This is a genomic window from Microbacterium soli (assembly GCF_039539005.1).
GTDB lineage: Bacteria > Actinomycetota > Actinomycetes > Actinomycetales > Microbacteriaceae > Microbacterium > Microbacterium soli.
In genome coordinates, this window is sequence record NZ_BAABCP010000001.1 from 1,146,366 (window position 1) to 1,171,089 (window position 24,724).

At 70.7% G+C, this 24,724-nt stretch carries 25 protein-coding genes; 11 read left to right on the forward strand and 14 right to left on the reverse strand.

Going from position 1 to position 24,724, the window contains the following annotated elements; all coding sequences use genetic code 11:
• Positions 1–66: 66 nt before the first annotated feature.
• Complete coding sequence (locus ABD770_RS05295; RefSeq protein WP_344818477.1) at positions 67–837, reverse strand: SDR family oxidoreductase; 771 nt, start codon at positions 835–837, stop codon at positions 67–69.
• Between the two features lie 89 nt (positions 838–926).
• On the opposite strand from ABD770_RS05295, the gene ABD770_RS05300 reads away from it, so the two are divergent.
• Positions 927–1,808 carry a helix-turn-helix transcriptional regulator gene (locus ABD770_RS05300; RefSeq protein ID WP_486348209.1) on the forward strand — a complete coding sequence of 294 codons (882 nt, stop codon included), beginning with the start codon at positions 927–929 and terminating at the stop codon, positions 1,806–1,808.
• 50 nt (positions 1,809–1,858) lie between these two features.
• Here ABD770_RS05300 and ABD770_RS05305 read toward each other — a convergent pair whose 3' ends face one another.
• Positions 1,859–2,782, reverse strand: coding sequence for an SDR family NAD(P)-dependent oxidoreductase (locus ABD770_RS05305; protein WP_344818478.1), 924 nt, complete (start codon positions 2,780–2,782; stop codon positions 1,859–1,861).
• A 293-nt stretch (positions 2,783–3,075) separates the two neighbouring features.
• Between ABD770_RS05305 and purL the strand changes: the two genes are divergently transcribed.
• Together purL and ABD770_RS05315 are read left to right on the forward strand one after the other, a co-directional pair.
• Complete coding sequence (gene purL / locus ABD770_RS05310) at positions 3,076–5,406, forward strand: phosphoribosylformylglycinamidine synthase subunit PurL (RefSeq protein WP_344818479.1); 2,331 nt, start codon at positions 3,076–3,078, stop codon at positions 5,404–5,406.
• Positions 5,403–5,546 carry a hypothetical protein gene (locus ABD770_RS05315; protein ID WP_344818480.1) on the forward strand — a complete coding sequence of 48 codons (144 nt, stop codon included), beginning with the start codon at positions 5,403–5,405 and terminating at the stop codon, positions 5,544–5,546. Before purL ends, ABD770_RS05315 begins: the two co-directional genes overlap by 4 nt.
• A gap of 63 nt (positions 5,547–5,609) precedes the next feature.
• Here ABD770_RS05315 and ABD770_RS05320 read toward each other — a convergent pair whose 3' ends face one another.
• Both ABD770_RS05320 and gnd read right to left on the reverse strand, forming a co-directional pair.
• The gene (locus ABD770_RS05320) at positions 5,610–5,969 is read right to left on the reverse strand and encodes a hypothetical protein (RefSeq protein WP_344818481.1); all 360 of its coding nucleotides are present in this window, start codon (positions 5,967–5,969) and stop codon (positions 5,610–5,612) included.
• A gap of 60 nt (positions 5,970–6,029) precedes the next feature.
• On the reverse strand, positions 6,030–7,085 hold the full coding sequence (gene gnd, locus ABD770_RS05325) for a phosphogluconate dehydrogenase (NAD(+)-dependent, decarboxylating) (protein ID WP_344818482.1): 1,056 nt from the start codon (positions 7,083–7,085) through the stop codon (positions 6,030–6,032).
• 109 nt (positions 7,086–7,194) lie between these two features.
• Between gnd and ABD770_RS05330 the strand changes: the two genes are divergently transcribed.
• The 3 genes from ABD770_RS05330 (at position 7,195) to ABD770_RS05340 (ending at position 9,350) form a co-directional block, all read left to right on the forward strand.
• On the forward strand, positions 7,195–7,542 hold the full coding sequence (locus tag ABD770_RS05330; RefSeq protein ID WP_344818483.1) for a TraR/DksA family transcriptional regulator: 348 nt from the start codon (positions 7,195–7,197) through the stop codon (positions 7,540–7,542).
• 84 nt (positions 7,543–7,626) lie between these two features.
• A complete protein-coding gene (locus ABD770_RS05335; RefSeq protein ID WP_344818484.1) occupies positions 7,627–8,328 on the forward strand; it encodes an SGNH/GDSL hydrolase family protein in 702 nt (233 codons plus the stop codon).
• 71 nt (positions 8,329–8,399) lie between these two features.
• Positions 8,400–9,350, forward strand: coding sequence for a Gfo/Idh/MocA family protein (locus ABD770_RS05340; RefSeq protein ID WP_344818485.1), 951 nt, complete (start codon positions 8,400–8,402; stop codon positions 9,348–9,350).
• A gap of 43 nt (positions 9,351–9,393) precedes the next feature.
• Here ABD770_RS05340 and ABD770_RS05345 read toward each other — a convergent pair whose 3' ends face one another.
• The 4 genes from ABD770_RS05345 to ABD770_RS05360 are packed head-to-tail and all read right to left on the reverse strand — an operon-like array spanning position 9,394 to position 13,420.
• Positions 9,394–9,777 carry a RidA family protein gene (locus ABD770_RS05345; RefSeq protein WP_344818486.1) on the reverse strand — a complete coding sequence of 128 codons (384 nt, stop codon included), beginning with the start codon at positions 9,775–9,777 and terminating at the stop codon, positions 9,394–9,396.
• Positions 9,778–9,819: 42 nt separating this feature from the next.
• A complete protein-coding gene (locus ABD770_RS05350) occupies positions 9,820–10,551 on the reverse strand; it encodes an IclR family transcriptional regulator (protein ID WP_344818487.1) in 732 nt (243 codons plus the stop codon).
• A 2-nt stretch (positions 10,552–10,553) separates the two neighbouring features.
• Positions 10,554–12,152 carry an N-acyl-D-amino-acid deacylase family protein gene (locus ABD770_RS05355; protein WP_344818489.1) on the reverse strand — a complete coding sequence of 533 codons (1,599 nt, stop codon included), beginning with the start codon at positions 12,150–12,152 and terminating at the stop codon, positions 10,554–10,556.
• A gap of 11 nt (positions 12,153–12,163) precedes the next feature.
• On the reverse strand, positions 12,164–13,420 hold the full coding sequence (locus ABD770_RS05360; protein WP_344818490.1) for an alanine racemase: 1,257 nt from the start codon (positions 13,418–13,420) through the stop codon (positions 12,164–12,166).
• A gap of 80 nt (positions 13,421–13,500) precedes the next feature.
• Here ABD770_RS05360 and ABD770_RS05365 point away from each other — a divergent pair, with 80 nt between their 5' ends.
• Both ABD770_RS05365 and ABD770_RS05370 read left to right on the forward strand, forming a co-directional pair.
• Positions 13,501–14,445: a sugar kinase gene (locus ABD770_RS05365; protein WP_344818491.1), complete on the forward strand. Its 945-nt coding sequence runs from the start codon at positions 13,501–13,503 to the stop codon at positions 14,443–14,445.
• A 13-nt stretch (positions 14,446–14,458) separates the two neighbouring features.
• Positions 14,459–15,061 carry a bifunctional 4-hydroxy-2-oxoglutarate aldolase/2-dehydro-3-deoxy-phosphogluconate aldolase gene (locus ABD770_RS05370; protein ID WP_344818492.1) on the forward strand — a complete coding sequence of 201 codons (603 nt, stop codon included), beginning with the start codon at positions 14,459–14,461 and terminating at the stop codon, positions 15,059–15,061.
• Positions 15,062–15,214: 153 nt separating this feature from the next.
• Here the strand turns inward: ABD770_RS05370 and ABD770_RS05375 are convergent, their stop codons facing one another.
• Positions 15,215–16,558, reverse strand: coding sequence for an MFS transporter (locus tag ABD770_RS05375; protein WP_344818494.1), 1,344 nt, complete (start codon positions 16,556–16,558; stop codon positions 15,215–15,217).
• Between the two features lie 146 nt (positions 16,559–16,704).
• On the opposite strand from ABD770_RS05375, the gene ABD770_RS05380 reads away from it, so the two are divergent.
• Both ABD770_RS05380 and ABD770_RS05385 read left to right on the forward strand, forming a co-directional pair.
• On the forward strand, positions 16,705–17,424 hold the full coding sequence (locus ABD770_RS05380; RefSeq protein WP_344818495.1) for a helix-turn-helix transcriptional regulator: 720 nt from the start codon (positions 16,705–16,707) through the stop codon (positions 17,422–17,424).
• On the forward strand, positions 17,424–17,840 hold the full coding sequence (locus ABD770_RS05385) for a rhodanese-like domain-containing protein (protein WP_344818497.1): 417 nt from the start codon (positions 17,424–17,426) through the stop codon (positions 17,838–17,840). Before ABD770_RS05380 ends, ABD770_RS05385 begins: the two co-directional genes overlap by 1 nt.
• A 95-nt stretch (positions 17,841–17,935) precedes the next feature.
• On the opposite strand, the gene ABD770_RS05390 is transcribed toward ABD770_RS05385, so the two are convergent.
• The 5 genes from ABD770_RS05390 to ABD770_RS05410 all read right to left on the reverse strand — a co-directional run bounded on the left by ABD770_RS05390 (position 17,936) and on the right by ABD770_RS05410 (position 23,337).
• Positions 17,936–18,844, reverse strand: a complete 909-nt coding sequence (locus ABD770_RS05390; RefSeq protein ID WP_344818498.1) for a glycine betaine ABC transporter substrate-binding protein — start codon at positions 18,842–18,844, stop codon at positions 17,936–17,938.
• A 94-nt stretch (positions 18,845–18,938) separates the two neighbouring features.
• Complete coding sequence (locus ABD770_RS05395; protein WP_344818499.1) at positions 18,939–19,865, reverse strand: ABC transporter permease; 927 nt, start codon at positions 19,863–19,865, stop codon at positions 18,939–18,941.
• On the reverse strand, positions 19,865–21,172 hold the full coding sequence (locus ABD770_RS05400) for a quaternary amine ABC transporter ATP-binding protein (RefSeq protein ID WP_344818500.1): 1,308 nt from the start codon (positions 21,170–21,172) through the stop codon (positions 19,865–19,867). The genes ABD770_RS05395 and ABD770_RS05400 overlap by 1 nt, the downstream gene beginning before the upstream one ends.
• A 338-nt stretch (positions 21,173–21,510) precedes the next feature.
• Positions 21,511–22,710 (reverse strand): class I SAM-dependent methyltransferase, encoded by a 1,200-nt coding sequence (locus ABD770_RS05405; RefSeq protein ID WP_344818501.1) that lies wholly within the window; start codon positions 22,708–22,710, stop codon positions 21,511–21,513.
• Between the two features lie 9 nt (positions 22,711–22,719).
• The gene (locus tag ABD770_RS05410) at positions 22,720–23,337 is read right to left on the reverse strand and encodes an ArsR/SmtB family transcription factor (protein ID WP_344818502.1); all 618 of its coding nucleotides are present in this window, start codon (positions 23,335–23,337) and stop codon (positions 22,720–22,722) included.
• A gap of 72 nt (positions 23,338–23,409) precedes the next feature.
• Here ABD770_RS05410 and ABD770_RS05415 point away from each other — a divergent pair, with 72 nt between their 5' ends.
• Positions 23,410–24,708 carry an MFS transporter gene (locus ABD770_RS05415; RefSeq protein WP_344818503.1) on the forward strand — a complete coding sequence of 433 codons (1,299 nt, stop codon included), beginning with the start codon at positions 23,410–23,412 and terminating at the stop codon, positions 24,706–24,708.
• The last annotated feature ends 16 nt before the right edge of the window (positions 24,709–24,724 follow it).

Sequence of the window (24,724 nt, forward strand, 5' to 3'; positions counted from 1 at the left end):
AGCAACACACAGGCGCGGACCGGCTACTGGCCAGTCCGCGCCTGCGGAGGACAGATCACCGCACGCTCACGCCGCCGCGACGACGGCATCCGTTCCGTTGAGTGTCGCGATGACCTGCGCCTGATCCCCGCGCACCTCCCCGAAACGGAGGAACTTCACGCGCTCGACGAGGATCTCCGTCGCATCCGGCTGTGCCTCCAGCAGACCCATCACCTCGTCGATGTACTCGTCCAGCGGCATCGCGAACGGGTCGTCCGCATGCCCGGGCATGAGGTCGGTCTGCACCGACGGCGGAACCAGCTCGACCACCTGCACGTCCGACCCCGCCAGCTGCAGCCGCAGCGTCTCACTGAACATGTGGATGGCCGCCTTCGAGGCGTTGTACGTCGGCGTCACCCGCAGCGGAGCGAACGCCAGCCCCGACGACACGGTCAGAATGGTGGCATCCGGCTGCGCCTTCAAGTGCTCCAGGAACGCGGCGATCAGCCGGATCGGCCCGAGCACATTGGTCGTCACTGTCGCCTCGGCCTCCGCCAGAGCCTCATGCGGAGACCCCCAGTCCTCGACGCGCATGATGCCCGCCATGAGGACCAGCACGTTCAGATCGGGGTGGCTCGCGATGACCTCGCCGGCTGCCTCCGCGATCGAGCCCTTGTCGGTGGTGTCGATGCGGACGGTGTCGATGCCGGGATGCTCGGCGGCGATCCGCTCGAGCAGCTCGGTGCGGCGCCCGCCGACGATGACGGTGTTGCCCACCTCCTGCAGGCGAAGCGCGAGAGCGAGGCCGATGCCGCTGGTCGCGCCGGGGATGAAGATGGTGTTTCCGTTGATTCGCATGATTCGAGTCTCCAGCGGGCGACGGATGCGCGGCAGAGTCCACTCATCGGGGGATCGGCGATCCCTGGATGCCGCCGTACGATGCGCGCATGATGGAACCCATGGACCGTGAAGCAGTCGCCGAGTTCCTGCGTCACCGCCGTGAGCAGCTCAAGCCCTCCGACGTCGGGCTGCCCGACGGCGCGCGGCGCCGCGCCCCGGGCCTGCGCCGCGAAGAGGTCGCACAGTTGGCGATGATGTCCACCGACTACTACACCCGACTGGAACAGCAGCGCGGCCCGCAGCCGAGCACGCAGATGCTCAGCTCCATCTCCCGTGCCCTCCGCCTCACCTCCGACGAGCGCGACTACCTGTTCCGCGTCGCAGGCCAAGCGGTGCCCGACCGCATCGGCACCTCCGAGCACGTCGCACCGGCGCTGCAGCGCGTCTTCGACCGCCTCTCGGACACCCCGGCGCTCATCATCTCCATCCTCGGCGAGACCCTCCTGCAGAACACCCTCGCCGCGACGCTCTTCGGCGACCACGTCGGCGCCCCGGGGCTTGAACGGTTCGAACCGTACCGCTGGTTCCTGCACCCGGACGAGGCCCGATCCCACTATCCGCCCGAGGACCACGACCGCAACAGCCGCGCCCAGGTCGCCGGCCTCCGCGCCGCCTCCGCGACAGCCGGCGCACAGGCGCAGGCACGGATGCTGGTGACCGAACTGACCAAGCACAGCGACGAGTTCCGCCGACTGTGGGAACGCCAGGAGGTCGCGCAACGCTTCGCCGACCACAAGACGCTCATCCACCCCGAGGTGGGCTCGTTCGAGGTGGACTGCCAGGTGCTGTTCACCGAGGATCGCGGTCAGGCGCTGCTCGTGCTCACCCCCGAGCCCCGCAGCGAGGCCGAGGAGAAGATCCGCCTGCTGAGCGTGCTCGGCAGAGAGCGCTTCGGCGCCCGTGCCGGCACACCGTCGTCGATGCGCTGAGAGCGCAGCGGCACCCGCATCCGTACCCGAAGCGGCACGCGCATCCGCTCCTACAGCAGGTCCGGCGTGCGCTCCGGCTCCGCACCGATGAGCTCCTCCGCGAGATCCCACATGCGCCGCGCTCCCACCTCGTCCCGCAGCGCCCGGAACAGCTTGCGCTCGCGCGGCGGACCCGACAACCCCAGCCGACCGCCGGGAGCGAAGAATCGCCCGTCCGGGGCATCCGCCGCCAATGCCGCGAGCGCGGGCTGCGCGGCCTCCGCCGGCGTGCCGCCGAGGCGCCGCGCGAGACCCGCCTTCCCATCGGAGGCGCCGTGGCGGGCCGCCCTCTGCCGGCGCAGATCACCGGCGATCCCCGTGTCGGGCGCGACGCCGGGGTGGCACAGGTTCACCTGCACACCCCAGGCTCCGGCGGCCGCGCGGCGGGCCAGCTCGACGCCGTACAGGCCGAACGCGCGCTTCGACGCGGCGTAGGCCCGCACCGCGCTGTAGCGCCGAGTGCTCTCCAGGTCCTTCAGGCTCCCGACCGCCGACGCCAGGCTCAGCTGCACGGCGATCCGCGCCGCGCCCGCCTGCAGCAGCGGGCACAGCTCGCGCGTGAGGAGCACGTGCCCGAGGAAGTTCGTCTGGAAGTGCAGCTCGTGCCCGTCGACCGTCTCGTGGCGCTGCGCGTCGCCGAGCAGGATGATGCCCGCGTTCATCACGTACAGTTCGATGGGCTCGGCATCCTCGCGCAATCGCCGTCCGAGAGCCGACACCGAGGCGAAGTCCGCCAGATCCAGATCACACAGCTCGAGCGAGGCATCCGGAACCGTCTCACGGATGCTGTTCATCGCCGCCTCACCGCGCCCCCGGTCGCGCACGGGCATGAGCACGTGCGCACCGCCCGCGGCGAGCGCGCGGGCGATCTCCCGCCCGACACCGCTGCCGGCCCCCGTGACAAGCGCACGCCGACCGTCCCACCCTCGCGTCATCACTGCCCCTTCGCCCGTGAACCCACCCCAGATTGGCGTATGACCGGGAGAGAAGGCAAGGAAGCGATCGACTTCCGGAACCACCGATCATTCCTGGGAACAGCGCATGACCCTCGGCGATCTACACCGTATAGATCGCCGAGCTGTCCGAATCCTCCTGACTTCGGTGCAGAGCACCGGCCCGACAACCCACCGCGACGGCGGGCGACCCCGCATCCGACGCGCAGACGACACCTCCAGGCGACCTCTCCTAAACTGGTCGCAGACCTTCTCCCTTCTCTCCTGGAGCCCGCGTGTCCGCCGCACCCTCAGCATCCGCTCATCAGCACATCCCCGACTCCGTCGAGAACGCCATCGCCACCCCCGAGAAGGAGCAGCCGTACGCGGCGCTCGGCCTCAAGGACGACGAGTACGCCCGCATCCGCGAGATCCTCGGGCGTCGGCCCACGAGCGGCGAGCTGGCCATGTACTCGGTCATGTGGAGCGAGCACTGCTCCTACAAGTCGTCCAAGAAGTACCTGCGCCGGTTCGGCGAGAAGGTCTCCGAAGAGATGAAGGCGCGCCTCATGGTCGGCATGGGGCAGAACGCGGGCGTCGTCGACGTGGGCGAGGGCTGGGCGGTCACCTTCAAGGCCGAATCCCACAACCACCCGTCGTTCATCGAGCCGTTCCAGGGCGCCGCGACGGGCGTCGGCGGCATCGTCCGCGACATCATCTCGATGGGCGCGCGCCCCGTCGCCGTCATGGACGCCCTGCGCTTCGGCGCCATCGACCACCCCGACACCCCCCGCGTCGTGCACGGCGTGACCAGCGGCATCAGCTTCTACGGCAACTGCCTGGGCCTGCCCAACATCGGCGGCGAGACGGTCTTCGACGCCGTCTACCAGGCCAACCCGCTCGTCAACGCCCTCGCGGTCGGCGTGCTGCGCCACGAGGACCTCAAGCTCGCCAACGCCACCGGCGTGGGCAACAAGGTCGTCCTGTTCGGCGCCCGCACCGGCGGCGACGGCATCGGCGGGGCCAGCATCCTCGCATCCGACACGTTCGCCGACGGCGGCCCCACCAAGCGCCCCGCCGTGCAGGTCGGCGACCCCTTCGCCGAGAAGGTGCTCATCGAGTGCTGCCTCGAGCTGTTCCAGAACGAGCTCGTCGAGGCCATCCAGGACCTCGGCGCCGCCGGGATCTCCTGCGCGACCAGCGAGCTGGCCGCCAACGGCAACTCCGGCATGCACGTCTCCCTCGACGACGTGCTGCTGCGCGACCCCACGCTCACCGCCGAGGAGATCCTCATGAGCGAGTCGCAGGAGCGGATGATGGCCATCGTCACCCCCGACAAGCTCGACGCCTTCATGGCGGTCGTGAACAAGTGGGAGGTCGAGACCAGCGTGCTCGGCGAGGTCACCGGCGACGGCCGCCTCGTCATCGACTGGCGGGGCGAGCGCATCGTCGACGTCGACCCGTCCACGGTCGCCGTGGACGGTCCGGTCTACGACCGTCCGGTCGCCTACCCGACGTGGATCGACGCGCTGCAGGCGGATGCCGCGGAGCTGCTGCCCCGCTCGAACGACCCGGCCGTGCTGCGCGAGCAGTTCCTCGCCCTCCTCGGCTCCCCGAACCTCGCCGACACCAGCTGGATCACCGACCAGTACGACTACTACGTCGGCGGCAACACCGCGCTGGCCTTCCCCGACGACGCGGGCATGATGCGCGTGGACGAGGAGTCCGGCCTGGGCTTCGCGATCGCCACCGACGCGAACGGCCGCTACAGCCAGCTCGACCCCTATGCGGGTGCGCAGCTGGCCCTCGCCGAGGCGTACCGCAACGTCGCCGTCACCGGCGCCGTGCCCACCGCGATCACCGACTGCCTGAACTTCGGATCCCCGGAGAACCCTGAGGTCATGTGGCAGTTCGGCCAGACCGTGGACGCCCTGGCCGACGGATGCCACCAGCTGGGCACCCCGGTCACCGGCGGCAACGTGTCGTTCTACAACCAGACCGGTGACGTCCCCATCCACCCCACCCCCCTCGTGGGCGTCATGGGCATCATCGAGGACGTCTCCCGCCGCATCCCGTCGGGTTGGCAGGACGAGGGCCAGAACATCTACCTGCTGGGCACCACGTCCACCGAGCTGTCCGGCTCCGCGTGGGCGGACGTCGTGCACGGCCACCTCGGCGGCCTGCCCCCGAAGGTCGACCTCGCCCGCGAGAAGGACCTCGCGGGCCTGCTGTCCGCCGCCCGCGACGAGTGGCTCATCTCCTCCGCCCACGACCTGTCCGAGGGCGGCTTGGGCCAGGCCCTCGCCGAGGGTGTCATGCGGTTCGGTCTGGGCGCGCGCGTGTGGCTGACCGAGCTGATGGACCGCGACGGCGTGGATGCGGCATCCGCCCTGTTCTCCGAGTCGACCGGGCGCGTGATCGTCACCGTGCCGCGTGAGGATGACGTGAAGTTCCGCGGCCTGTGCGAGGGGCGCGGCTACCCGGTGCTGCGCATCGGCGTGACCGACTCCGCACCGGTGCTCGAGGTGCAGGACGTGTTCACCCTGACCGTTGACGAGCTGCGCACGGTGTCGCAGGCGACCCTGCCCGCGGTGTTCGGGCCCACCGTCTCCGAGGCGGCCGCGTGACGGACACCGTGCGCGACGACGCGGACTACAGCGATTTCGAACGCCGGAACCGCCGCATCCGGCTGACCGCGTGGGTGACGATCATCGCCCTCATCGTCACCGGCGGCGGCGCGACGCTGCTGACTCTGTTCTTCGGCTGAGACCGCCGCCGCCGCTCGGCAGAGCCGCCCGCGCCGACGAGTCGGCCGATCCGGCGAATCAGCTCACCAGAAGACGGCGATGGCGATGTTGATGAGCGACAGGCCGCCCACGGCGTGCGCGAGCCCGGTGCCGACCTCCTCGCCCTTCTTGACCCGGCGACGGCCGATCAGGGCGGCCACGAGCACGCCGATGAGGATGACGAGCTTCACGCCGATCTTCGCGTGATTCACGCCCGGGCCGCCATCGTCGCGCGTCAGCTCGGCGAGCAGCACGAGCAGCAGGCCGGTGACCAGCTGCACCCAGGCTCCGGCCATCTGGAAGACGCCGACGGTGGGCTTGCGGAAGGTGGCGAGCCAGCCGCCCACGAGCGCGGCCGCACCGAGGATGTGCAGGAAGATGAGAGCGCTGAAGAGGAAGTCCATGCCCTCACCCTATGTTCCCCGCCGGGCGTTGGCGAATGCGGCGCCGAGCCGCGGCGCGGGTCAGCTGAGGTCGGACTTGCGCCCGCCGGCCTCCAGCGAATCGCCCGCGGGAAGCTCCTTGTGCCCGCCGAACTGCAGGCGCATGGCGGAGAGCACCTGGTTGGCGAACTGGTCCTCATCGCGCGAGGCGAAGCGCTCGAACAGCGAGGCGGCCAGCACGGGCACCGGAACGCCCACATCGACGGCGGCCTTCACGGTCCAGCGGCCCTCACCCGAGTCGGACACCCGACCGGCGAGCCCGTCGAGGGTGGGGTTCTCGTGCAGCGCGGTCGCGGTCAGGTCCAGCAGCCACGAGGAGATGACCGATCCGCGACGCCACAGTTCGCTGACCTTGGCCGTGTCGATGGGGAACTGGTAGTACTCCGGCTCCTCCAGCGGGGCGATCTCCGCGGAGTGCTCGGCCTCGCGCACACCGGCGTCGGCGTTGTCGAGGATGTTCAGGCCCTCGGCGAGAGCGGCCATGATCCCGTACTCGATGCCGTTGTGCACCATCTTCACGAAGTGGCCGGAACCCGACGGCCCGCAGTGCAGGTAGCCCTGTTCCTCGGGCGCGAGCTCTCCCGTACGACCCGGGGTGCGTTCGATCTCGCCGGCACCGGGTGCGATGGTCTTCAGCAGCGGCTCGATGTGGCTCACGGCGGCTTCCGTGCCGCCGACCATGAGGCAGTAGCCGCGCTCGAGGCCGAACACGCCGCCGCTGGTGCCCGCATCGACGTACTCGATGCCCTTCTCCCGCAGCGCCTTGGCGCGGCGCACGTCGTCACGGTAGTTCGAGTTGCCGCCGTCGATGAGGATGTCACCGGGCTCGAGCACCTCGGCGATCTGCTCGACGACCGAGCCGGTGAGCGAGGCGGGGACCATCATCCACACCACGCGCGGGGTCTGCAGCTTCGAGGCGAAGTCGGCCAGATCGGACGCCCCGACAGCGCCCTCGGCGGCGAGCGCGGTGACGGCCTCCTGGTTGACGTCGTACGCGACACAGTCGTGTCCGTCCGCCATCAGTCGACGGACGATGTTCGCGCCCATCCGCCCGAGTCCGATCATTCCCAGCTGCATCGCGTCTCCTCGCTTGTTCTCGACTCTCCATGCTCTCACGCCCTGGACCGCACCGGCTCCGTTCCCCGCCTGATGGCCCCTGCCCCGCAGACACGCCTAAGGTGTGGGCATGACGCAGATCACCCGGGAGACGCTCGTCGGCCTCCGCCGTGAGGCGGAGGAGCGGGCGGCGGCCGCGGCATCCGCTCTCGCCGAGCTCGTGCACGACCGTCAGGGCTCCAACGATGACGATGAGCACGACCCGGAGGGGGTGACGCTGTCGTCGGAGTGGTCCCGGCTGACCGCCCTGTCGGATGCCGCGCAGAGCGAGCTGCGCAGCATCGACGACGCCCTGAGGCGATGGGATGCGGGCACCTACGGCGTCTGCGCGAGGTGCGGTCGGCCGATCCCCGCCGGACGGCTGGAGGCGCGCCCGTTCGCGGAGCTGTGCGTGCCGTGCGCGGAGAAGGCCGGCTGACCGGCCACTCCGCACCAGGCGCGGATGCCAACGCGCAGCCGGGACGGATACCCGGGCCCGCGCGGATGCGACAGGATGGAGTCCATGACCAGTGACCTCACCGCCCTGCACGCCCTGCTCGAGGGCGACACTCCACTCAACTGGGTGTTCACCGGCGACTCCATCACCCACGGGGTGGTCCACACGCACGGGGCGCGCAGCTTCGTCGACCACCTGCACGAGCTGATCCGCAACGACCTGCTGCGCCTGCAGGACGTCGTGCTCAACACGGCGATCAGCGGCTGGAAGGTCGTGCAGCTGCTGGAGGACTTCGACCGGCGCGTCGCGACCTGGCATCCGCACGTCGTGACGCTCATGATCGGCACCAACGACTGCTCCACCACCGGGGCCTCCCCCATCGAACCGGCCGAGTTCGCGGCATCCGTCACCGAGGTCGTGCGTCGCGTGCGCGAGCTGGACGCGATCCCCGTGCTGCAGACCCAGCCCGCCGTCGACGTGCTGCACGCACCCGAACGCGCGCGCATCGCCGAGTTCGCGCAGGCGGTCCGCGACGTCGCGGAGGCGGAGGGGACCATCCTCGTCGACCAGTTCGCGAGGTTCGCCGCGCTCGGCGAGGGACGCCAGGGAGGAGTCCCCTGGGGGCTCATGGCCGACCCGTTCCACCCCGGTGCCGCCGGGCACGCCGTCCTGGCATTGGAGATCGCGCAGACGCTGGGGATCAGCCCCGAGCCCGACCGCGACCGGGTGCTGCCCTTCCTGCGCGCGCAGGTGCAGGCCGCGCGGTGACCCCGCACCGACCGGGCCCCGCTCCGGAAACGGGGTCTCGCCCGGACGCGCGGCGACGTAGGCTCGGCGTCATGGACGGCACGCCGCGGATCGGGATCGTCGGATCGGGTGGGATCGCCCCCTCGCACATCGAGGGCTGGCTGGCCCTGGATGCGGCGGTCGCCATCCTGCGCCGCACGGGGGCGGATGCCCTGGCCGCACGCTACGGCATCCGCGTCGTCGACGATCTGGACGAGCTCATCGCCGGAGCCGAGATCGTCGACATCGTCAGCCCCACCCTCACGCATCCGGACATCGCCCGCCGCGCGTTCGCGGCGGGCAGGCACGTGGTGTGCGAGAAGCCGCTGGCCGCGAACGCCGCACAGGCGCAGGAGCTGGCGGATGCCGCAGCGTCGGCGGGTGTGAGGCTGTTCCCCGCGCACGTCGTGCGCTACGTCGAGGGCTACCGGCGACTGCACGAGCAGCGCGCCTCGATCGGCGCGCTCGCGGAGCTGACCTTCCGGCGCACGGTCGCGGCGCCGGAGTCCGCCTGGTTCTACTCGCAGGACGCCGGCGGCGGCCTCATCCGCGACCTGATGATCCACGACCTCGACCAGGCGCTGTGGTTGGCGGGCCCGGTCGCCGAGGTGTCGGCGACGCAGGACCCGCCGGCGACGGACGGGATCGTGCAGCCGCCGGTCTCGGCGCAGGTCACTCTCACGCACCGCCAGGGGGCGATCAGCCACATCCGCGGGGACTGGTCCGAGCCCGGCACGCGGTTCCACTCCGAGGCGTCACTCGTGGGCGAGCACGGCTCGCTGTCCGTGGACACCGACGAGGCCGCCGAGCCCGGCGCGGCCGGTGACGCGGCCGGCAGCCCGGCATCCGTCGCCGATCCGCACCGGGAGCAGCTCGCCGACGTCCTGCACGCCGTCCGCACCGGAGCGGATGCCCGGGTCGCGCCCGCCGACGGCGTCGCGGCCGTCGCCCTCGTGGACGCGGCGTACGCGTCCCTGGCGACCGGCCGCCCGGTCGCGGTCTGAACGACCAGGCCGGGCGACCCGTGCTGCAGGCGTCGGCTCGCCGTCAGGCCTGCGGGAGGGCGGCGACCACGTCGATCTCGACGAGGATGTTCGCCAACTGCGAGCCGACGGTCGTGCGCACCGGGTAGGGCGCCTGGAAGAATTCGGCGTACGCCTCGTTGAACTCCGCGAAGTCGCCGAGGTCCTGCAGGTGCACGGTCGTCTTGACCACGTCGGCCATGGTCAGGTCGTGCACGGCGAGCACCTTCTCGATGTTGCGCAGCACCTGGCGGGTCTGGTCGCCCACGTTGTCGGCGATCGCGTTGTCGTTGGCGGCGTCCTGCGGGCCGAAGCCCGCCGTGTACAGGAAGCCGTTGGCGACCACCCCGTGGCTGTACGGGCCTGCGGGGGCGGGGGCGCCTTCGGCGTGGAAGCCTGTCTTGGGCATGTTCTTCTCCTTCTGTTGTCGGTTCTGTGTTGTCGGTTCTGCTCATCCCAGCTGGTGGGAGATCGCGGCGGCCGTCTCCCGCAGGATGGGCACGCGCTGTTCGAGCTGTCGGCGGCTCTGGGCGACGCGCAGCGCGGTGAGGGACAGCGCCCCCACCACCCCCGCGGCCGTCACGATGGGCACGGCCACGCAGCCCACGAAGTCCTCGAACTCGGCGTCGTCGAACGCCCAGCCGCGGCGCGCGGTCACGGCCAGGTCGGCGTCGAGGGCGGCGCGGCTGGTGAGGGTGTTCGCCGTGTACGGATGCCAGTCGCAGCCGGCCAGCACGCTGTCGCGCCGGTCGACGGGCAGCTCCGCGAGCACCGCCTTGCCGATGCCGCTGCAGTGCGGCCGCACGGCGGCACCGACGCGCGAGTACATCCGCACCCCCGAGGCGTCCTCCACCTTGTCGACGTAGACGATCTCGTCGCCTATGAGCGCGCCCAGATGCAGGGTGTTGCCGACGATGCCGTGCAGTCGTCGCAGGTGCGCGTACGCGGCGTCGCGCAGGTCGAGCTGCTCGAGCGCCGCACCGCCCAGCACGGCGAGCCGGATCCCGACGACGTAGGTGCCGTCGGCCTGGCGGCGCACGAACCCGACCTGCTCCAGGCTCTGCAGCTCGCGGAACATGGTCGAGCGATGGATGCCGAACCGTTCGGCGAGTTCGATCACCGTCGCCGGCTGCGCGGCGAGCGCCTCGAGGATGCTGGCCGCTCTCTCCACACTCTGCGACATGGTCAGGCCCCTTCCCTGCGCAGGCCGCGGCCGGGCAGCGCGCCGGTGAGCTCGCCTCCGGCGAGCACCTGCACGCCCGCGACGAACACGTCGTCGATCCCCACGGCGGGCTCCGTCGGCCGCTCGTAGGTCGCGGCGTCCGCCACGGTCTCGGGATCCACCAGCAGCACATCGGCGACCGCGCCGGCCTCGATCACGCCCCGGCGCCCGAGCCCGAACCGGTCGGCCGGCTGCGCGGAGAGGTGATGCACGGCATCCGCCCACGACCAGGTGCCCAGCTCGCGCACGAACACGCGCAGATACCGGGCGAACGACCCCGCCGCCCGGGGATGCGGGTGTGCGCCGATGAAGATGCCGTCCGAGCCTCCCGTGTGCGCGGGGTGCGCGAAGATGCGCGCCAGCTCGCCGTCCGGACGCGGATTGTGCACGGCCATGACGGCGCTGCTCTCCATGCGGGATGCCGCGAGCACGTCGAACGCGAAGTCCATCGGATCGGCGCCGGCGCGGGCTGCGGCCTCGCGCAGGGTGAGGCCGTGCGCCCACGCGAACGCGGATGCCGCGATGTGCGCCAGCGCGATCATGTCGGGCCAGTCCGGGCCGAGACTCGGGCTGTGCGAGGCGCGCTGCACGCACGTCTCGCGCAGGGCGTCCCGCCCGGACGGGTCGGTGAGGCGCGCGACGATCTCATCGGTCTCCAGCGCCGAGATCTCCGGCGGCAGCAACGGCATGCCCAACAGCGTGCAGCCGCGGATGTACGGGTAGGCGTCGAAGGTCGCATCCACCCCCGCCTCGGCGAGCGCATCGATCTGGGTCAGGACGATGTCGGCATCCGCGTGCAGGTGCGACACGTGCACGGGCAGCGGCGCTCCCGCCGCTCGCGACGCGGCCTCGGAGATCGCGCGCATCTCGTCGATCCCCGCCGCCGTGTTGTTCTCGTATCCGCCGCGCATGTGGCTGACGTACACGCCGCCGGCGCTGGCCACCGGCACGCACAGCGCGGCGATCTCCGCGGCATCCTGGAAGATGCCCGGCACGTAGTCCAGGCCGGTCGACAGCCCGAGCGCCCCTTCCGCCATCCCCTGCGCGACGAGCTCGCCCATGCGTGCGCGCTCGGCATCCGACGCCGCCCCCTCGCGCCTGCCGCACACCTCGAAGCGCACCGTGCCGGCGGGGACGAGATACCCCGCGTTCACCGGAGAGGCCCCGTCGACGGATGCCAGGAGCGCGGCCACCCCGCCACCGCGGTAGGTCGGATGCGGGCCGTTGATGGCCGCGAAGTAGGCGCTCGCGTAGGAGCCGTCGCCGGGCGCGTAGGAGATGCCGTCCTGTCCGCCGATGACCGTCGTCACGCCCTGCCGCAGCAGCGCCCTGGTCACGTCGGGGTCGCGCAGCAGGCCGTCGGCGTGCGAGTGCGCGTCGACGAACCCGGGCAGGATCAGCCGCCCGGCGGCGTCGACGACGGCATCCCCCTCCCGCGGCGGCACCGCGCCGACCTCGGTGATGAGATCGCCCTCGAACGCCACATCGGCGCGGACGAGGCCGTCGGGTGCGGCGATCGAGCCGCCGCGGAGGACCGTGCGAGACATCCTGCTCTCCAGCATCACGCCGCTCCTCAGAACCACGTGCGGATCAGGCCGGTCACCGCGCCGGACTCCACGTTCTCGACGACCGGCAGCACCCGCCACTTGTCGAACGCCGTGCAGGGATGGGAGAGCCCGAACCGCACGACGGAGCCGACGGCGAGCGGCTGGGCGGGGCGCACATAGGTGTGTTGGTCGTTCATCGCCGAGACGGTGGCGTCGACCGGATGCCAGGGCCCGGCGAGCTCGTCGGCGGTGGCGCGCGGGATGGGCAGGCCCTCGTCGTAGGGGAAGTCCCGCTTGCCGGCGTCCACCAGCGCCAGCCCCGGCTCGGGGCTGGAGACCACGCGGGCGATGCCGTGCATCGCGCTGACGAAGTGCGGCCCGTCCGGCAGCCCGGGTCCGCCCTCGTCGAACGGCGAGATGCCGCGGTAGAAGCCGTCGTCGTGCACGATGTACGCCCCCGAGCGCAGCGTGAAGTGCGTGCGGGCGTCTCGCTCGGCGCCGCCCCACACCTCGGCGACGATATCGAAGTAGGCGCTGCCGCCCGCCGTGACGTACAGCTCGCCCTCGTCGTACAGCGGCGCGAGCGCGCGGTGCAGCTCCAGCTGCGCCTGGAGGTAGGCGCGCACGGCGGCGAGGCCCTGCTCGGAGCGGTCGTGCGCGAGGCTTCCCTCGTAGCCGGCGACGCCGGCGAGGCGCAGCACCTCGGATGCCGCCAGGCGCCGCGCGACCGCCATCGCGTCCTCGGGCGTGCGCGCACCGGTGCGCCCGCCGGCCGCCCCCAGTTCGACGCACACGTCGATCGGACGGGCCGGGTCCACCCCGCGCAGCGCACGCTCCATGGCGTCGACGGTGGCCACCGAGTCCGCCCAGCACACGAAGCGGAAGTCGGGGTCGGCGAGCTCGCCGGCCAACCATGCGAGCGAGCGGGGGTCGACGGCGGAGTTGGCGAGCATGATCGAGTCCAGACCCAGGTCGCGGCCGGTGCGCACCTGCCCCATGGTCGCCAGGGTGATGCCGAGCGCCCCGGCATCCGTCTGCCGCTTCCACAGCTCGGGCACCATGGTCGTCTTGCCGTGGGGCATGATCTGCAGCCCCCGCTGCGCGCACCAGGCCGCCATCGTGGCGACGTTCGCGCGCATGGCGGAGTCGTCGAGCACGACCAGCGGCGTCCAGAACTCGTCGAGGCGCGGCTCGGTCGCGAGGAAGGCGGATGCCGTCATCCCGACGGCCCGCGCCGGGATCCCCTTGTCGCGGGCCGTGAGCAGCTGTTCGTCATCGTTCATCGTGACACCCGTTCTCCTTCTTGTGCGTATATTGCAACAGACGTTGCAGGGACTGCACATGTCGCCTCATCATGGTAACCATGCCCGACGCATCCGCACCACGCCTGATCACGATCGGCGAGACGATGGCTCTGGTCACCCCGGCGCACGCCGAGCAGCTGGCCACCGCGCAGGACGTGCGCCTGCTCGTCGGCGGTGCGGAGTCGAACGTCGCCGTGCACGCCGCACGGCTGGGCATCCCCACCGCATGGATCAGCGCCCTCGGAGACGATGCGCTCGGCGAGCGCGTGCGCGATGAGGTCGCCCGGCACGGCGTGGACGTCGGCTGGGTCACGAGCGACCCGGATGCCCCGACGGGCGTCTACTTCAAGGATCCCGGTCGCGGCGTGCTCTACTACCGGCGCGGCTCCGCGGCGGCCGCGATGAGCCCCGACAACCTCGCCTCCGTGCCGCTCGAGCAGGCCGAGATCGTGCACGTGTCCGGCATCACCCCGGCGCTCTCCCGCAGCTGCGCGGACCTCGTCGAGAGCGTGCTCGATCGCATGGCGACCGCACCCGGCCTCGTCAGCTTCGACGTGAACCACCGCCCGGTCCTCTGGGAGCCGGGTGAGGCGGCATCCGCTCTGCTCACGCTCGCCCGGCGCGCCGACATCGTGCTGGTCGGCCTCGACGAGGCCGACGGACTGTGGGGCACCGCCGACGCCGACGCCGTGCGCGCGCTGCTGCCCGAGCCCGGCCTGCTCGTCGTCAAGGACGGCGATGTGGGCGCGACGGAGTTCGACAGCCGCGGCGGCGCCGACGCGCGCACCTTCGCACCCGCGATCAGGACCGAGGTGGTCGAGGCCGTGGGCGCCGGCGACGCGTTCGCCGCCGGCTACCTGTGCGCACTCCTGCAGGGCGCGGGCGCTGCACAGAGACTGGCCTCCGGCCATCGCCGTGCGCACCTGGTGCTGCAGTCCACCGACGACGTCCCGCCCGATGACGGCACCCCCGCCATGCCGAGCGAGCGCCCCTCCACGAAGTGAACAGGATCCGAACATGACAGACAACTCCGCATTCGAGCAGCTCTTCGGCAACGCGCCGCTCATGGCGATCCTGCGCGGCATGGGGGTCGAGCGCACGCTCGCGACCGCCACGCGCGCGTGGGACCTGGGCATCACGGCCGTCGAGGTGCCCGTGCAGACGCCCACCGACGTCGAGGCGCTCCGCGTCGTCGCCGACGCCGCCCGCGAGCGCGGGCTGGTCGTCGGGGCCGGCACCGTGATCGCGCCCGAGCACGTGCGCCAGGCCGCCGGCGCCGGCGCCGCGTTCACCGTGAGCCCGGGGCTGGACATCGAGATCGTGCGCGCGTCGCACGCCGCGGGCATGCCGTCCCTGCCGGGCGTCTCCACCGCCACCGAGGTGCAGCGCGCGCTGAGCGAGGGGCTCACCTGGATGAAGGCGTTCCCGGCCTCGCTGCTGGGCACCGGCTGGTTCCCCGCGATGCGCGGGCCGTTCCCACAGGCGAGGTTCGTCGCCACCGGCGGCATGGGCTCCACCAACGCCCGGGAGTTCCTGGATGCCGGCGTGCGCGTGGTGGCCGTCGGCTCCGCGCTCGAGGACGAGGCCCAGCTTCCGGCGCTGGCCGCGCTGCTGGCCTGACGGCATCCGCCCTCCCCCTCGCGCCGCAGCCGCAGGCACGGCACGGGCAGGGCGCGGCGCCGGGTGCGCGACCCGTTCCTCTGAACGGGTCGCGCATCCGGCGCAGTCCTGTGCTCTCGACGCATGTGAGCGGATGAAGCGGGGTGGTCGGCGTCAGCGGGCGCCGGTGCCGGCGAGCTCGTGCAGACGGCCCGCGCCCTCCACATCGGGGCGGATGGATGCCACGAGCGTGGCGATCACTCCCACGATCGCGATGACCGCCGAGTACGCCACGACCGGCCAGAACGCCCCACCGGCGGCAGCGACCAGGGCCGTGCAGATCAGCGGTGCGAATCCGCCGCCGAGGGTGTTGGAGAACTGGTACCCGATGTTCACGCCAGTCGTCCGCGCCTCCGCGTCGAACATCTCCACGAGCATCGTCGACAGCGTCGCCTGCATGGCCACACCGAACACGACGAAGCCGAGGATCTGACCGAGCCAGATCAGCCACATGTTTCCGGTGCTGAACAGCGCGAACGCCGGGTAGACCATGGCGGCGAAGCCGAGGCATCCGATGATGTAGACCGTGCGACGGCCGATGCGATCGGAGATGTGGCCCCACAGCGGCGCGACGACGATCTGCAGCAGACCCACGATCATCGTGCCCGCGAAGCCCATCCACGCGGGCAGGTGCTTGTTCGACACCATGAACCCGAGCCCGTAGGTGAGGATGACGTAGCCCGCGATGGACTGCGGAAGGCCGATGAGGATGCCCATGATCGTGTTCTTCGGGTGCCGGAACACCTCGATGAGCGGATTGGCCTTCCTGCCCGTGGCGGCGACCTGCAGGGTCTGGGTCTGGACGAACTCTTCGGACTCCTCGAGCTTGCTCCTCAGCACGACCGCGATGACGGCCAGGACGATCGAGAAGACGAAGGGGATGCGCCACCCCCACTCGATGAACCACGAGCCGGGGGTGAGTCCCAGCGCGGCCATCAGTCCGCCCGAGACGACGTTGGCGATGCCGGCGCCCGAGATCAGGAACGCCCCGTACAGACCGTGCTTGCCGGTCGGCGCGTTCTCGACGACCATCGTCGCCGCCCCGCCCATCTCGCCGCCGACGAAGAAGCCCTGGAACATGCGGCACAGCAGCAGCAGGAGCGGCGCGGCGATGCCGATCCGGTGGTCCGGCGGGATGAGCCCGATGCCCGTGGTGGCGATGCCCATTCCGACGACGGTGATCATCAGCACCGCCTTGCGCCCGACGCGATCGCCGACGATGCCCCAGATGACGCCGCCGAGCGGGCGCAGCAGGAAGCCGACCGCGAACGTGGCGAACGAGGACAGCTGCGCCACCAGTGGGTCGTCGCTGGAGAAGAAGACCGCGGGGAAGACGGCCGCCGAGGCGAGCCCGTACAGGTAGTAGTCGTAGTACTCCATCAGCGTGCCGATGGAACCGCCTGCCACCATCCGGCGCTGCCGGGGTGTCAGGCCTCGTCGGGCCGCGGTCTGGGACATGGAAGCCTCCTTGCTCTGCGAGGGATCGGGTCGGGGATCACTCTCGACGGGATGTGCTGTCGCCGCTAAGATACACACGAGACAGACATAATGTCTACATTAGATAATTTTTGTAAAGGCTGAATCTCTGCAAGACTCGGGGCACGATGAGGACACGAACGGCCATGGAGAACGCGGCAGCCGCGCTGGCGGAGGACACCACTCGCCAGACCTACGAGAGCGCCGAGGAGGTGCTGCGCCTGTACCGTCCGGTGATGCGCGCGCTGGCGACCGCGGCCGGCCCTTCCGTCGAGGTCGTGCTGCACAATCTCGACAGCAGCGACGTCGACCTGGACCACACGATCATGGCGATCGAGAACGGCCATGTCACGGGCCGCTCGGTCGGCGGGCCCTCGACGTCGCTGGGCCTGGACGTGCTCAAGGACAGGCGGGGGAACCACGATGCGTTCGGCTACCGTGCGTTCACCAGCGACGGACGCGAGCTGCGCAGCTCATCGGTGTACTTCCACAACGCGGCGGGCGACATCATCGCCTCGCTGTGCATCAACGTCGACCTCAGCCCGATCCAGCACGCCCGCAACATGCTCGAAGCGCTGCTGCCGGTCGCGCCGGTGAGCGCCGAGAACGCCCCGCAGGAGCACTTCGGCTCCGACCTGCTCTCGGTGATGGACCAGATGATCACCGAGGCCATCGCCGAGATCGGTCGCCCCGTCGCGCAGATGTCGCGCGACGACAAGATCGCGGTGCTCGAGAAGCTCGACCAGCGAGGCGTCACGCAGATGCGCAAGTCGATCGAGACCATCGCGAAGCGGCTGCGCGTGTCACGGGTGACCGCCTACGCCTATCTCGACGAGGCGCGCAGCTGATGGCCTCGACTGCTGAGATCGCCGCGCGGCTCGCGCACGTCGACGCCCGCCTGGGCTACGAGATCGACGTGGTCGCCGCTTCGCACGCGGTCGCCGCGGGCTCCGCAGTGCTCGTCGACACCCGGAAGCAGACGTCGTGGGACCACGGTCACATCGCCGGAGCCCTACACCTGCCCGTGTCCGCACTCGAGACGGGCATCCCCGCCCTCCCCCGCGACCGCACCCTCATCGTCTACGGGTGGGGGCCGGGATGCAACGGCGCGGCCTCCACGGCGCGGGTGCTGCTGGCCGCCGGCCTGGACACCCGCGAGCTGCTCGGCGGGTACGAGTACTGGGTGCGCAACGGGTTCCCGACCGAATCCGAGGGTCGGATCACCCGGAGCGCACCGGACCCTCTGGTCACCGCCGAGGTCTGAGACGACCGCAGCGGAACGAGGCCCCCTCCGGGAGACGAGTCTCGGAGGGGGCCTCGGTGATTCACGCGAACACGAAACGGATCGCGCGACGGGTGTCAGGAGGTCAGACCGTCGACCCAGTCCGTGTTCTCGTCCATCCAGGCGCGGACGATGTCGGTGTAATCGGAGATGTCCTCCTCGCCGGAGTTGTACATCACGTTCTCCAGCTCGAACAGCACGTCGGAGTCCATGGTGAACCCGCTCAGCCACTCGTTGACCTCGGGGAACTCGTCGGCGAAGGTGCTGCTGACGATGGTGTGGATCGACTCGGCCTCGCCCAGGGTCTTCTCCGGGTCGTCCAGGTCCTTGATGTCGAAGGCATCGTAGGCCCAGTGCGGACGCCACAGCGTGACGACCACGTTCTCGCCCGCCTCCAGCTTGGACTGCAGCTCGGCGAGCATCGCCGGCGTCGACGAGGTGATGAAGTCCATCCCCTCCAGACCGTAGGTCGGGATGGTGTTGTCCTGCGTCGCCGCGGTCAGGCCCGCGCCGGGCTCGATGCCGATGAGGCGGTTGTCGAACTCGTCGGCGTGGTCGGCCAGCTCGGTGAGCGAGTCGATCGGGGCATCCGCGTTGACGGCGATCGTCAGCAGGGCGTCCTCGTTCCAGGCGCCGAGGTCGACGATGTCGTCACCGAACTCCTCGAAGTAGTCCGCGTGCGTGAACGGCAGCCAGCCGTCCAGCGCGATGTCGTACGTGCCGTCGGCGACGCCGGAGAACACCGGACCCGCATCCGCGTACTGCAGGTCGACGTTGTAGCCCTTGTCCTCCAGAGCGAGCTTCCACACGTAGGAGGCGACCTCGCCCTCGGGCCAGCCGTTGAACACCCCGATCGTGATGTCCTTCGACGCCGGAGCCTCGGGAGCGTCGCCGGAGGGGTCGTTGCCACCGCCTGCGCAGCCCGCCAGGGCCAGCGCGGCGACGGAGCCGAGCGCGACGGCGCTCAGGATCCTCTTCGTCTTCATGATCGTTCCTTTCCTCCCGTGTGCTGTGTCACGGGTGTTGGGGATGCCCGTGGGATACCACGGGCGGTCTTGTGCACGACGCTCGCGTCGCGCGCTATTCACTCACCGAGGCCTGCTCGGCGGCATCCGTCTCCTGCGAGTGCTCCCCGGGAGCGCCGCCGTTCCCGGCGTGCCGCGCCCTGCGGGACTGTCCGAACCCGCTCGTGATGCGGTCGAGGACCATCGCGATGATGACCACCGCGAGCCCGGCCTCGAAACCGAGCGGGATGTTGACCGAGCTCAGCGCCTGGATGATGGGGCGGCCGAGGCCCGGTGCCCCGACCATGCTGGCGATGACCGACATCGACAGCGAGAGCATGATCACCTGGTTGACGCCGGCCATGATCGACGGCATCGCCAGCGGGAGCTGGATCTGCCGCAGGATGCGGCCCGGGGTGGCGCCGAACGCGTTGCCGGCCTCGACGACCTCCTCGTCGACGCCGCGGATGCCGAGTTCGGTGAGCCGCACACCCGGGGCGACGGCGAACATGATCGTCGCGAAGATGCCGGGCACCGGCCCGACGCTGAACAGGAAGATCGCCGGCAGCAGGTACACGAAGGCCGGCATCGTCTGCAGGAAGTCCAGGATCGGACGCACGATGTTCGACACCGCGCGCGAGCGCGCCGCCCAGATGCCCACGGGGATGGCGATCACCGTGGCGATGACCACGGCGACCAGCGTCAGCGCGAGGGTGAGCATCGCGTTCTCCCACTGATTCACCATGATGATCAGCACCAGTCCGACCACCGTGCCCACCGCGAGCCGCCATCCCTTGGCGAAGTACGAGACCGCGGCCAGCACGATGATGATGGCCCACGCCGGCGGCTCGGTGAACACCCAGCCCATCGCCTGGTAGATGCCGTCGAACAGCATCGCGAAGAAGTCGAAGAGCCAGCCGACGTAATCCTGCAGGAAGCTGATGAACTCCTTGACCCACTTCCCCAGCGGGATGCGGGCACCGTCTGCGATCCACTCGAGCATCAGCGGTCGCCTCCTTCGCGTGCGGAGCCGGCGGCGGCCGGAGCGGCGTCCGCGACCTGGTCGACGAGCGGAGTGAACTCGGCCACCATGTCGATCGGCGTCTGGATGATGGGCATCTCGCGCGTCGTCGCCGGCACGTTGCCGAGCGCCGCCAGCAGCGTCACGCGCGGGATCACGCCGATCAGGCGGCGCTTGTCGTCGACGACGGCCAGCGGCACGGGGGTCTCGACCGCGCGCTCGACGATGTCGGTGAGCAGGTCATCGGGCCCGACGGTGAGCACGTTGGTGTCGACGATGCCGCGGACGTCGGTGTTCCCGGCCTTGACGGCCCGGATGACGGCCCGGTCGGTGACCACGCCGATGAGCTTGCGGCTCTCGACGGCGAACACCGCGCTGCTCTGCTGCTCGCGGAGGGTGCGCAGCGCGCCGCGCACCCCCGCGCTGATCGGGGTGGTGGCGTGCGGCGGCTCCATGACGGCGCTCGCGGTGAGCACACGCGTGCGGTCCACGTCCTGCACGAACTGCGCCACATAGTCATTGGCGGGGTCGGTGAGGATCTCCTCCGGCGTGCCCTGCTGCACGATGCGCCCGTCGCGCATCACGGCGATGCGGTCGCCGAGGAACATGGCCTCGTTGAGGTCGTGCGTGATGAAGATGATCGTGCGGCCCAGCTCCTGCTGCAGCTCGATGAGCTGCTCCTGCATCTCGCGGCGGATCAGCGGGTCCAGCGCGCTGAACGCCTCATCCATGAGCAGGATGTCGCTGCCGGCGGTGAGTGCGCGGGCCAGGCCCACCCGCTGACGCATCCCACCGGACAGCTCGTCGGGGTAGGAGTCGGCCCACTGGTCCAGACCCACCTTGCCGAGGATCTCCCGAGCCCGCTTCAGTCGCTCCGCGGCGGGGACCCCCTGGATCTCCAGTGCGTAGGCGGCGTTGTCGATGACCGTGCGGTGCGGCAGCAGCGCGAAGTGCTGGAACACCATGGCCACGGACTTGCGGCGGATGTCGCGCAGCTCGGCGGCGGATGCCTCGGTGACACTGCGGCCCTGCACGAGCACCTCGCCGTCCGTGGGCGTGAGCAGCCCGTTGAGCATGCGGATGATCGTCGACTTCCCCGACCCCGACAGCCCCATGATGACGAAGATCTCACCACGCCGCACGGTGAAACTGGCGTCGATGACGGCGGCGGTGCCGGCGTCGAGCACGTCGGTTCGGGTCTCTCCGGCCTTCAGCCGCTTGACCGCCTGCTGCGGATTACGACCGAAGACCTTGTACAGATTATGCGCTTCCAGAGCGATCTCGGACACGTTTCCCCCGCACGACTCGCCGGTCTTCAGGGTATCGGCGAGCCTGCTTCGGTTACGCCCGGGTGATGATCACATGGCCGTTTCGACAGACGCTGTACTGGCGGCGCGGTCGGGAATTTCGGATCCCCGCAAAGAACATCGACCGTACGCCCACGCCTCTTCGTGTACAGCTCTGGTCGAAAGAAGGACGCGGCCGCGGACTGGTGTTGTGGTCTCCTGACCACCCATCCACGCTAACGAATGGCTGATCCCGTGGCAAATCTGATTTTTCGATTCCTGGCCTCACCTGGTGTTAAGCAGGTTCCCGCGACCGTGCTCCGCGGACGATTCCGGGCGGCTCAGCCCCGTCTGACACTGCGGGTGACGGTGAACTTCGGCGTGCGCGACACCTGCTTCGTGGGTCCGACATGGCGGCTGAGAGCCCTGCGGTGATCCAGGTGCGAGTTGAACACCGTCCACACCTCGCCACCGGGCCGCAGCAGCCTCGCCGCGGCCAGGATGAGCCGCTCGCCGGCGCGCGAGTGGACGCTCGTGCCGAGATGGAACGGCGGGTTCAGCAGCACGAGGTCGACGGATGCACCCGGCAGCGCCGAGCCCGCGTCATCGAGGGTCACGGTGACGCGGGCGGTGAGGCCGTTGGCCGCCATGGTCGCCCGGGCCGACCTCACCGCGGCGGCGGAGCGATCGGTCGCGACGAGCACGGCGTCCGGATGCCGCAGAGCGAACGCCGCGGCGAGCACGCCCGTCCCGCAGCCCAGATCGACGACGCGGCCGCGGGCCGGCATGTCGGGCACGGCGTCCAGCAGCACGCGCGTGCCGATGTCCACCCGCGCACCGGCGAACACGCCGCCGAAGGCGCACAGGGTCAGCCCGTCGCGGGTCCGGGTGACGGGGAACGGCGGGTCGGCGGGCACGGGGAGGGCCCCGGATGCCGTGATGAGCCGTGACTTCCGCTCGCCGCGGTGCGCCTGCACGGCGGCGAAGTGACGGGAGAGCACCTCGTTCTGAGCGAGGGTCATGTGCTTGACCCGCCCGCCGGCGATGAGGACGACGTCGGGCTCCGCCCAGCGCGCGACGGCATCGGCGATCTCCGCCAGCTCGTCCAGACCCTTCGGCAGCTGCAGCAGCACGAGGCGCGCACCGGCCAGGAGATCCGGGCCGAGCTCATGGGAGGCGAACGGCCCGGCATCCGTGCCCTCGGTCGGAGCCCCGACCGCCTCGCCGGCGTGTCGAGCCGCGACACGCCGTTCCTGCGGCTCCGGCTCCGACCCTGGTACCAGCCCGAGCGCGACGGCGTTGCGCACGAGGGCACGGCGTCCCGTCACGAGGTCCTGATGCACACGGATGCCGTGCATCCCGGCATCCGCCAGGGCCAGCGTGATCGCCCCGTACCCGTCGCCGATCACGACCGTGCGGTCCCCGGGAATCCCCGCGTTCAACCCCTCCCGCACGAGCAGCTCGTCGGTGGCGTCCCAGGCCTGCAGGTTCGGGGCCTCGACATCCGGGAACCGCCGCAGGCGGCTGACGTCGAAGGGCACCCGTTCACCCTACCGATCCAGCCGCGGGTCGCGTCCGACACCGGGGTCGGCATCGTCGGAGGCGGCGAGGATGTCGATGTCGTAGACGCGGGTGCCCTCGGCGCCCTTGACGTGCGCGTCGTGCGCCTCCCGGATCGCACGGTGGATGGTGTGCAGCAGAGCCTCGAACTCCGCGGGGGTCAGCACGGCATGACTGGTGGAGAAGGTTCCGCGACCCGTGGTCTGCTCGCCGCGGAGGTACTCCGGCATGTCCGCGAGGACCCGCTGCAGCAGTGCCTGGTGATCCTCGACGAGTCCGCGGATCACGGCATCGGCGAGCACGGGGTCCGCGGCGGGGACACCCGTACCGGCCACCCCCAGGGACTCGACCTCGACGGCGGTCCAGACCCGGTCGCGGCCGTCTCGGGCATGCTCGGGCGACTCGACGATCAGCCCGGCGTCGGCGAGGACGCGCAGGTGGAAGCTGATCTTGTTGGCCGGTTCCCCGAGTGCGGCGGCGATGTCGGCGGCGCGGCTGTGCGGATTCCGGTTGAAGGATGCCAGGATGCGGCGGCGCAGCGGATTCGCCAGCGCCTTGAGCATCGCCGTCGTCATCATGACGGTCGACGGCGACTCCTCCTCAGCCATATCCGCAGTATATCCAGAAGTTATTGCGCAACTATTCTTGCGCAATAACTCTTGCGGAACTATCGTGTCAGCATGACCTCGATCTGGAGCAACCGCCGCTACGTCTCCTGGCTCGTCAGCGACACCGCCAAGGGCGTCTCGAGCGGGCTGTTCGGGTTCGCCGTGCCGCTGCTCGCCCTGATCATCACCGACGACCCGGTCCAGGCAGGCGTGATCGGCGCCGTCGGGATGGGCACCCGGGTCGCGCTCATGCTCTTCGGCGGTGTGCTCGCCGACCGTCACCGACGCGTGACCCTCATGGTCCTCGGAGCCGTGATCGGCGTCGTGCTCTCCGCCGCCTTCACCCTGCTCGCCCTCGGCGATGCGCTGACCTTCGGCACGCTGCTCACGGTCGACGCCCTGCTGGCGGCGCGCACCGCACTGCTGGACGTGGCAGGGGAGAGCCTGCTGAAGGACATCGTCGCGCCCGAGACCATGGGACGGGCGCAGGCGGCGAACCGCGCGCGGGATGCGGCGCTCGAGCTGGCCGGCGGCCCGGTCGGCGGCACGCTGCTGGCCATCGGCGGCTGGCTCATCGGCGTGGTGATGACGGCCTGTCACCTCGTCTCCGCCGTCGCCGCCTGGCTCATCCCCCGGCTGCGCGGACCGGTCGCCACGGATGCACCGGCCGCACCGCGTCCTCCTGTCGACGGCGCGGCGCCGCGCACGCACGCCCTCCGGGAGATCCGCGACGGCCTGTCCTGGCTGTTCTCCCGCACCGACCTGCGCGGGGTGCTGTTCATCAGCACCATCATCAACCTCGGCATCAACACGGCCACGACGACGGTGATCTACGCGCTGCAGCAGGACGGATACTCCCCCGCCGTGATCGGCTGGGTGGGCGCGGCGATGGGAGCCGGGATGCTGCTCGGCGCGCTGTTCGCCGGATGGGCGGTGTCGCGGATCGGGGCCGGCGTGATCATGCTCATCACGCTGGTCGTGCTCACCGCGGGCGCCGGTGCGCTCGCCCTCGTGCACAGCCCGGTGGCGATCGTGGCGGTGTTCCTCCCCGCGGCGCTGCTGCTCGCCCCGGTCAACGCCGCACTCGGCGGATATCAGATGGTGGCGACGCCCACCGAGCTCATCGGCCGTGTCAGCAGCGCCTCGGGCGTCTTCGCCCTGGGGGCGATGCCGCTGGCGCCGCTCATCGCCGGGTTCGGCCTCGCTCACCTGGGGCGCGGCGGGGCGATCCTCATCGGCGCGGGCCTCTGCGCAGCGGCGGCACTGCTGGGCGCGGGAAACCGCGGGCTGCGCTCGCTGCCCGCCGAGTCCGGCTGGGCGGAGCACGCCGCGCAGTTCGAGGTCGCCGCGCCCTCGGCATCCGTCTCCTGACCCCGCCCTTCCCGGC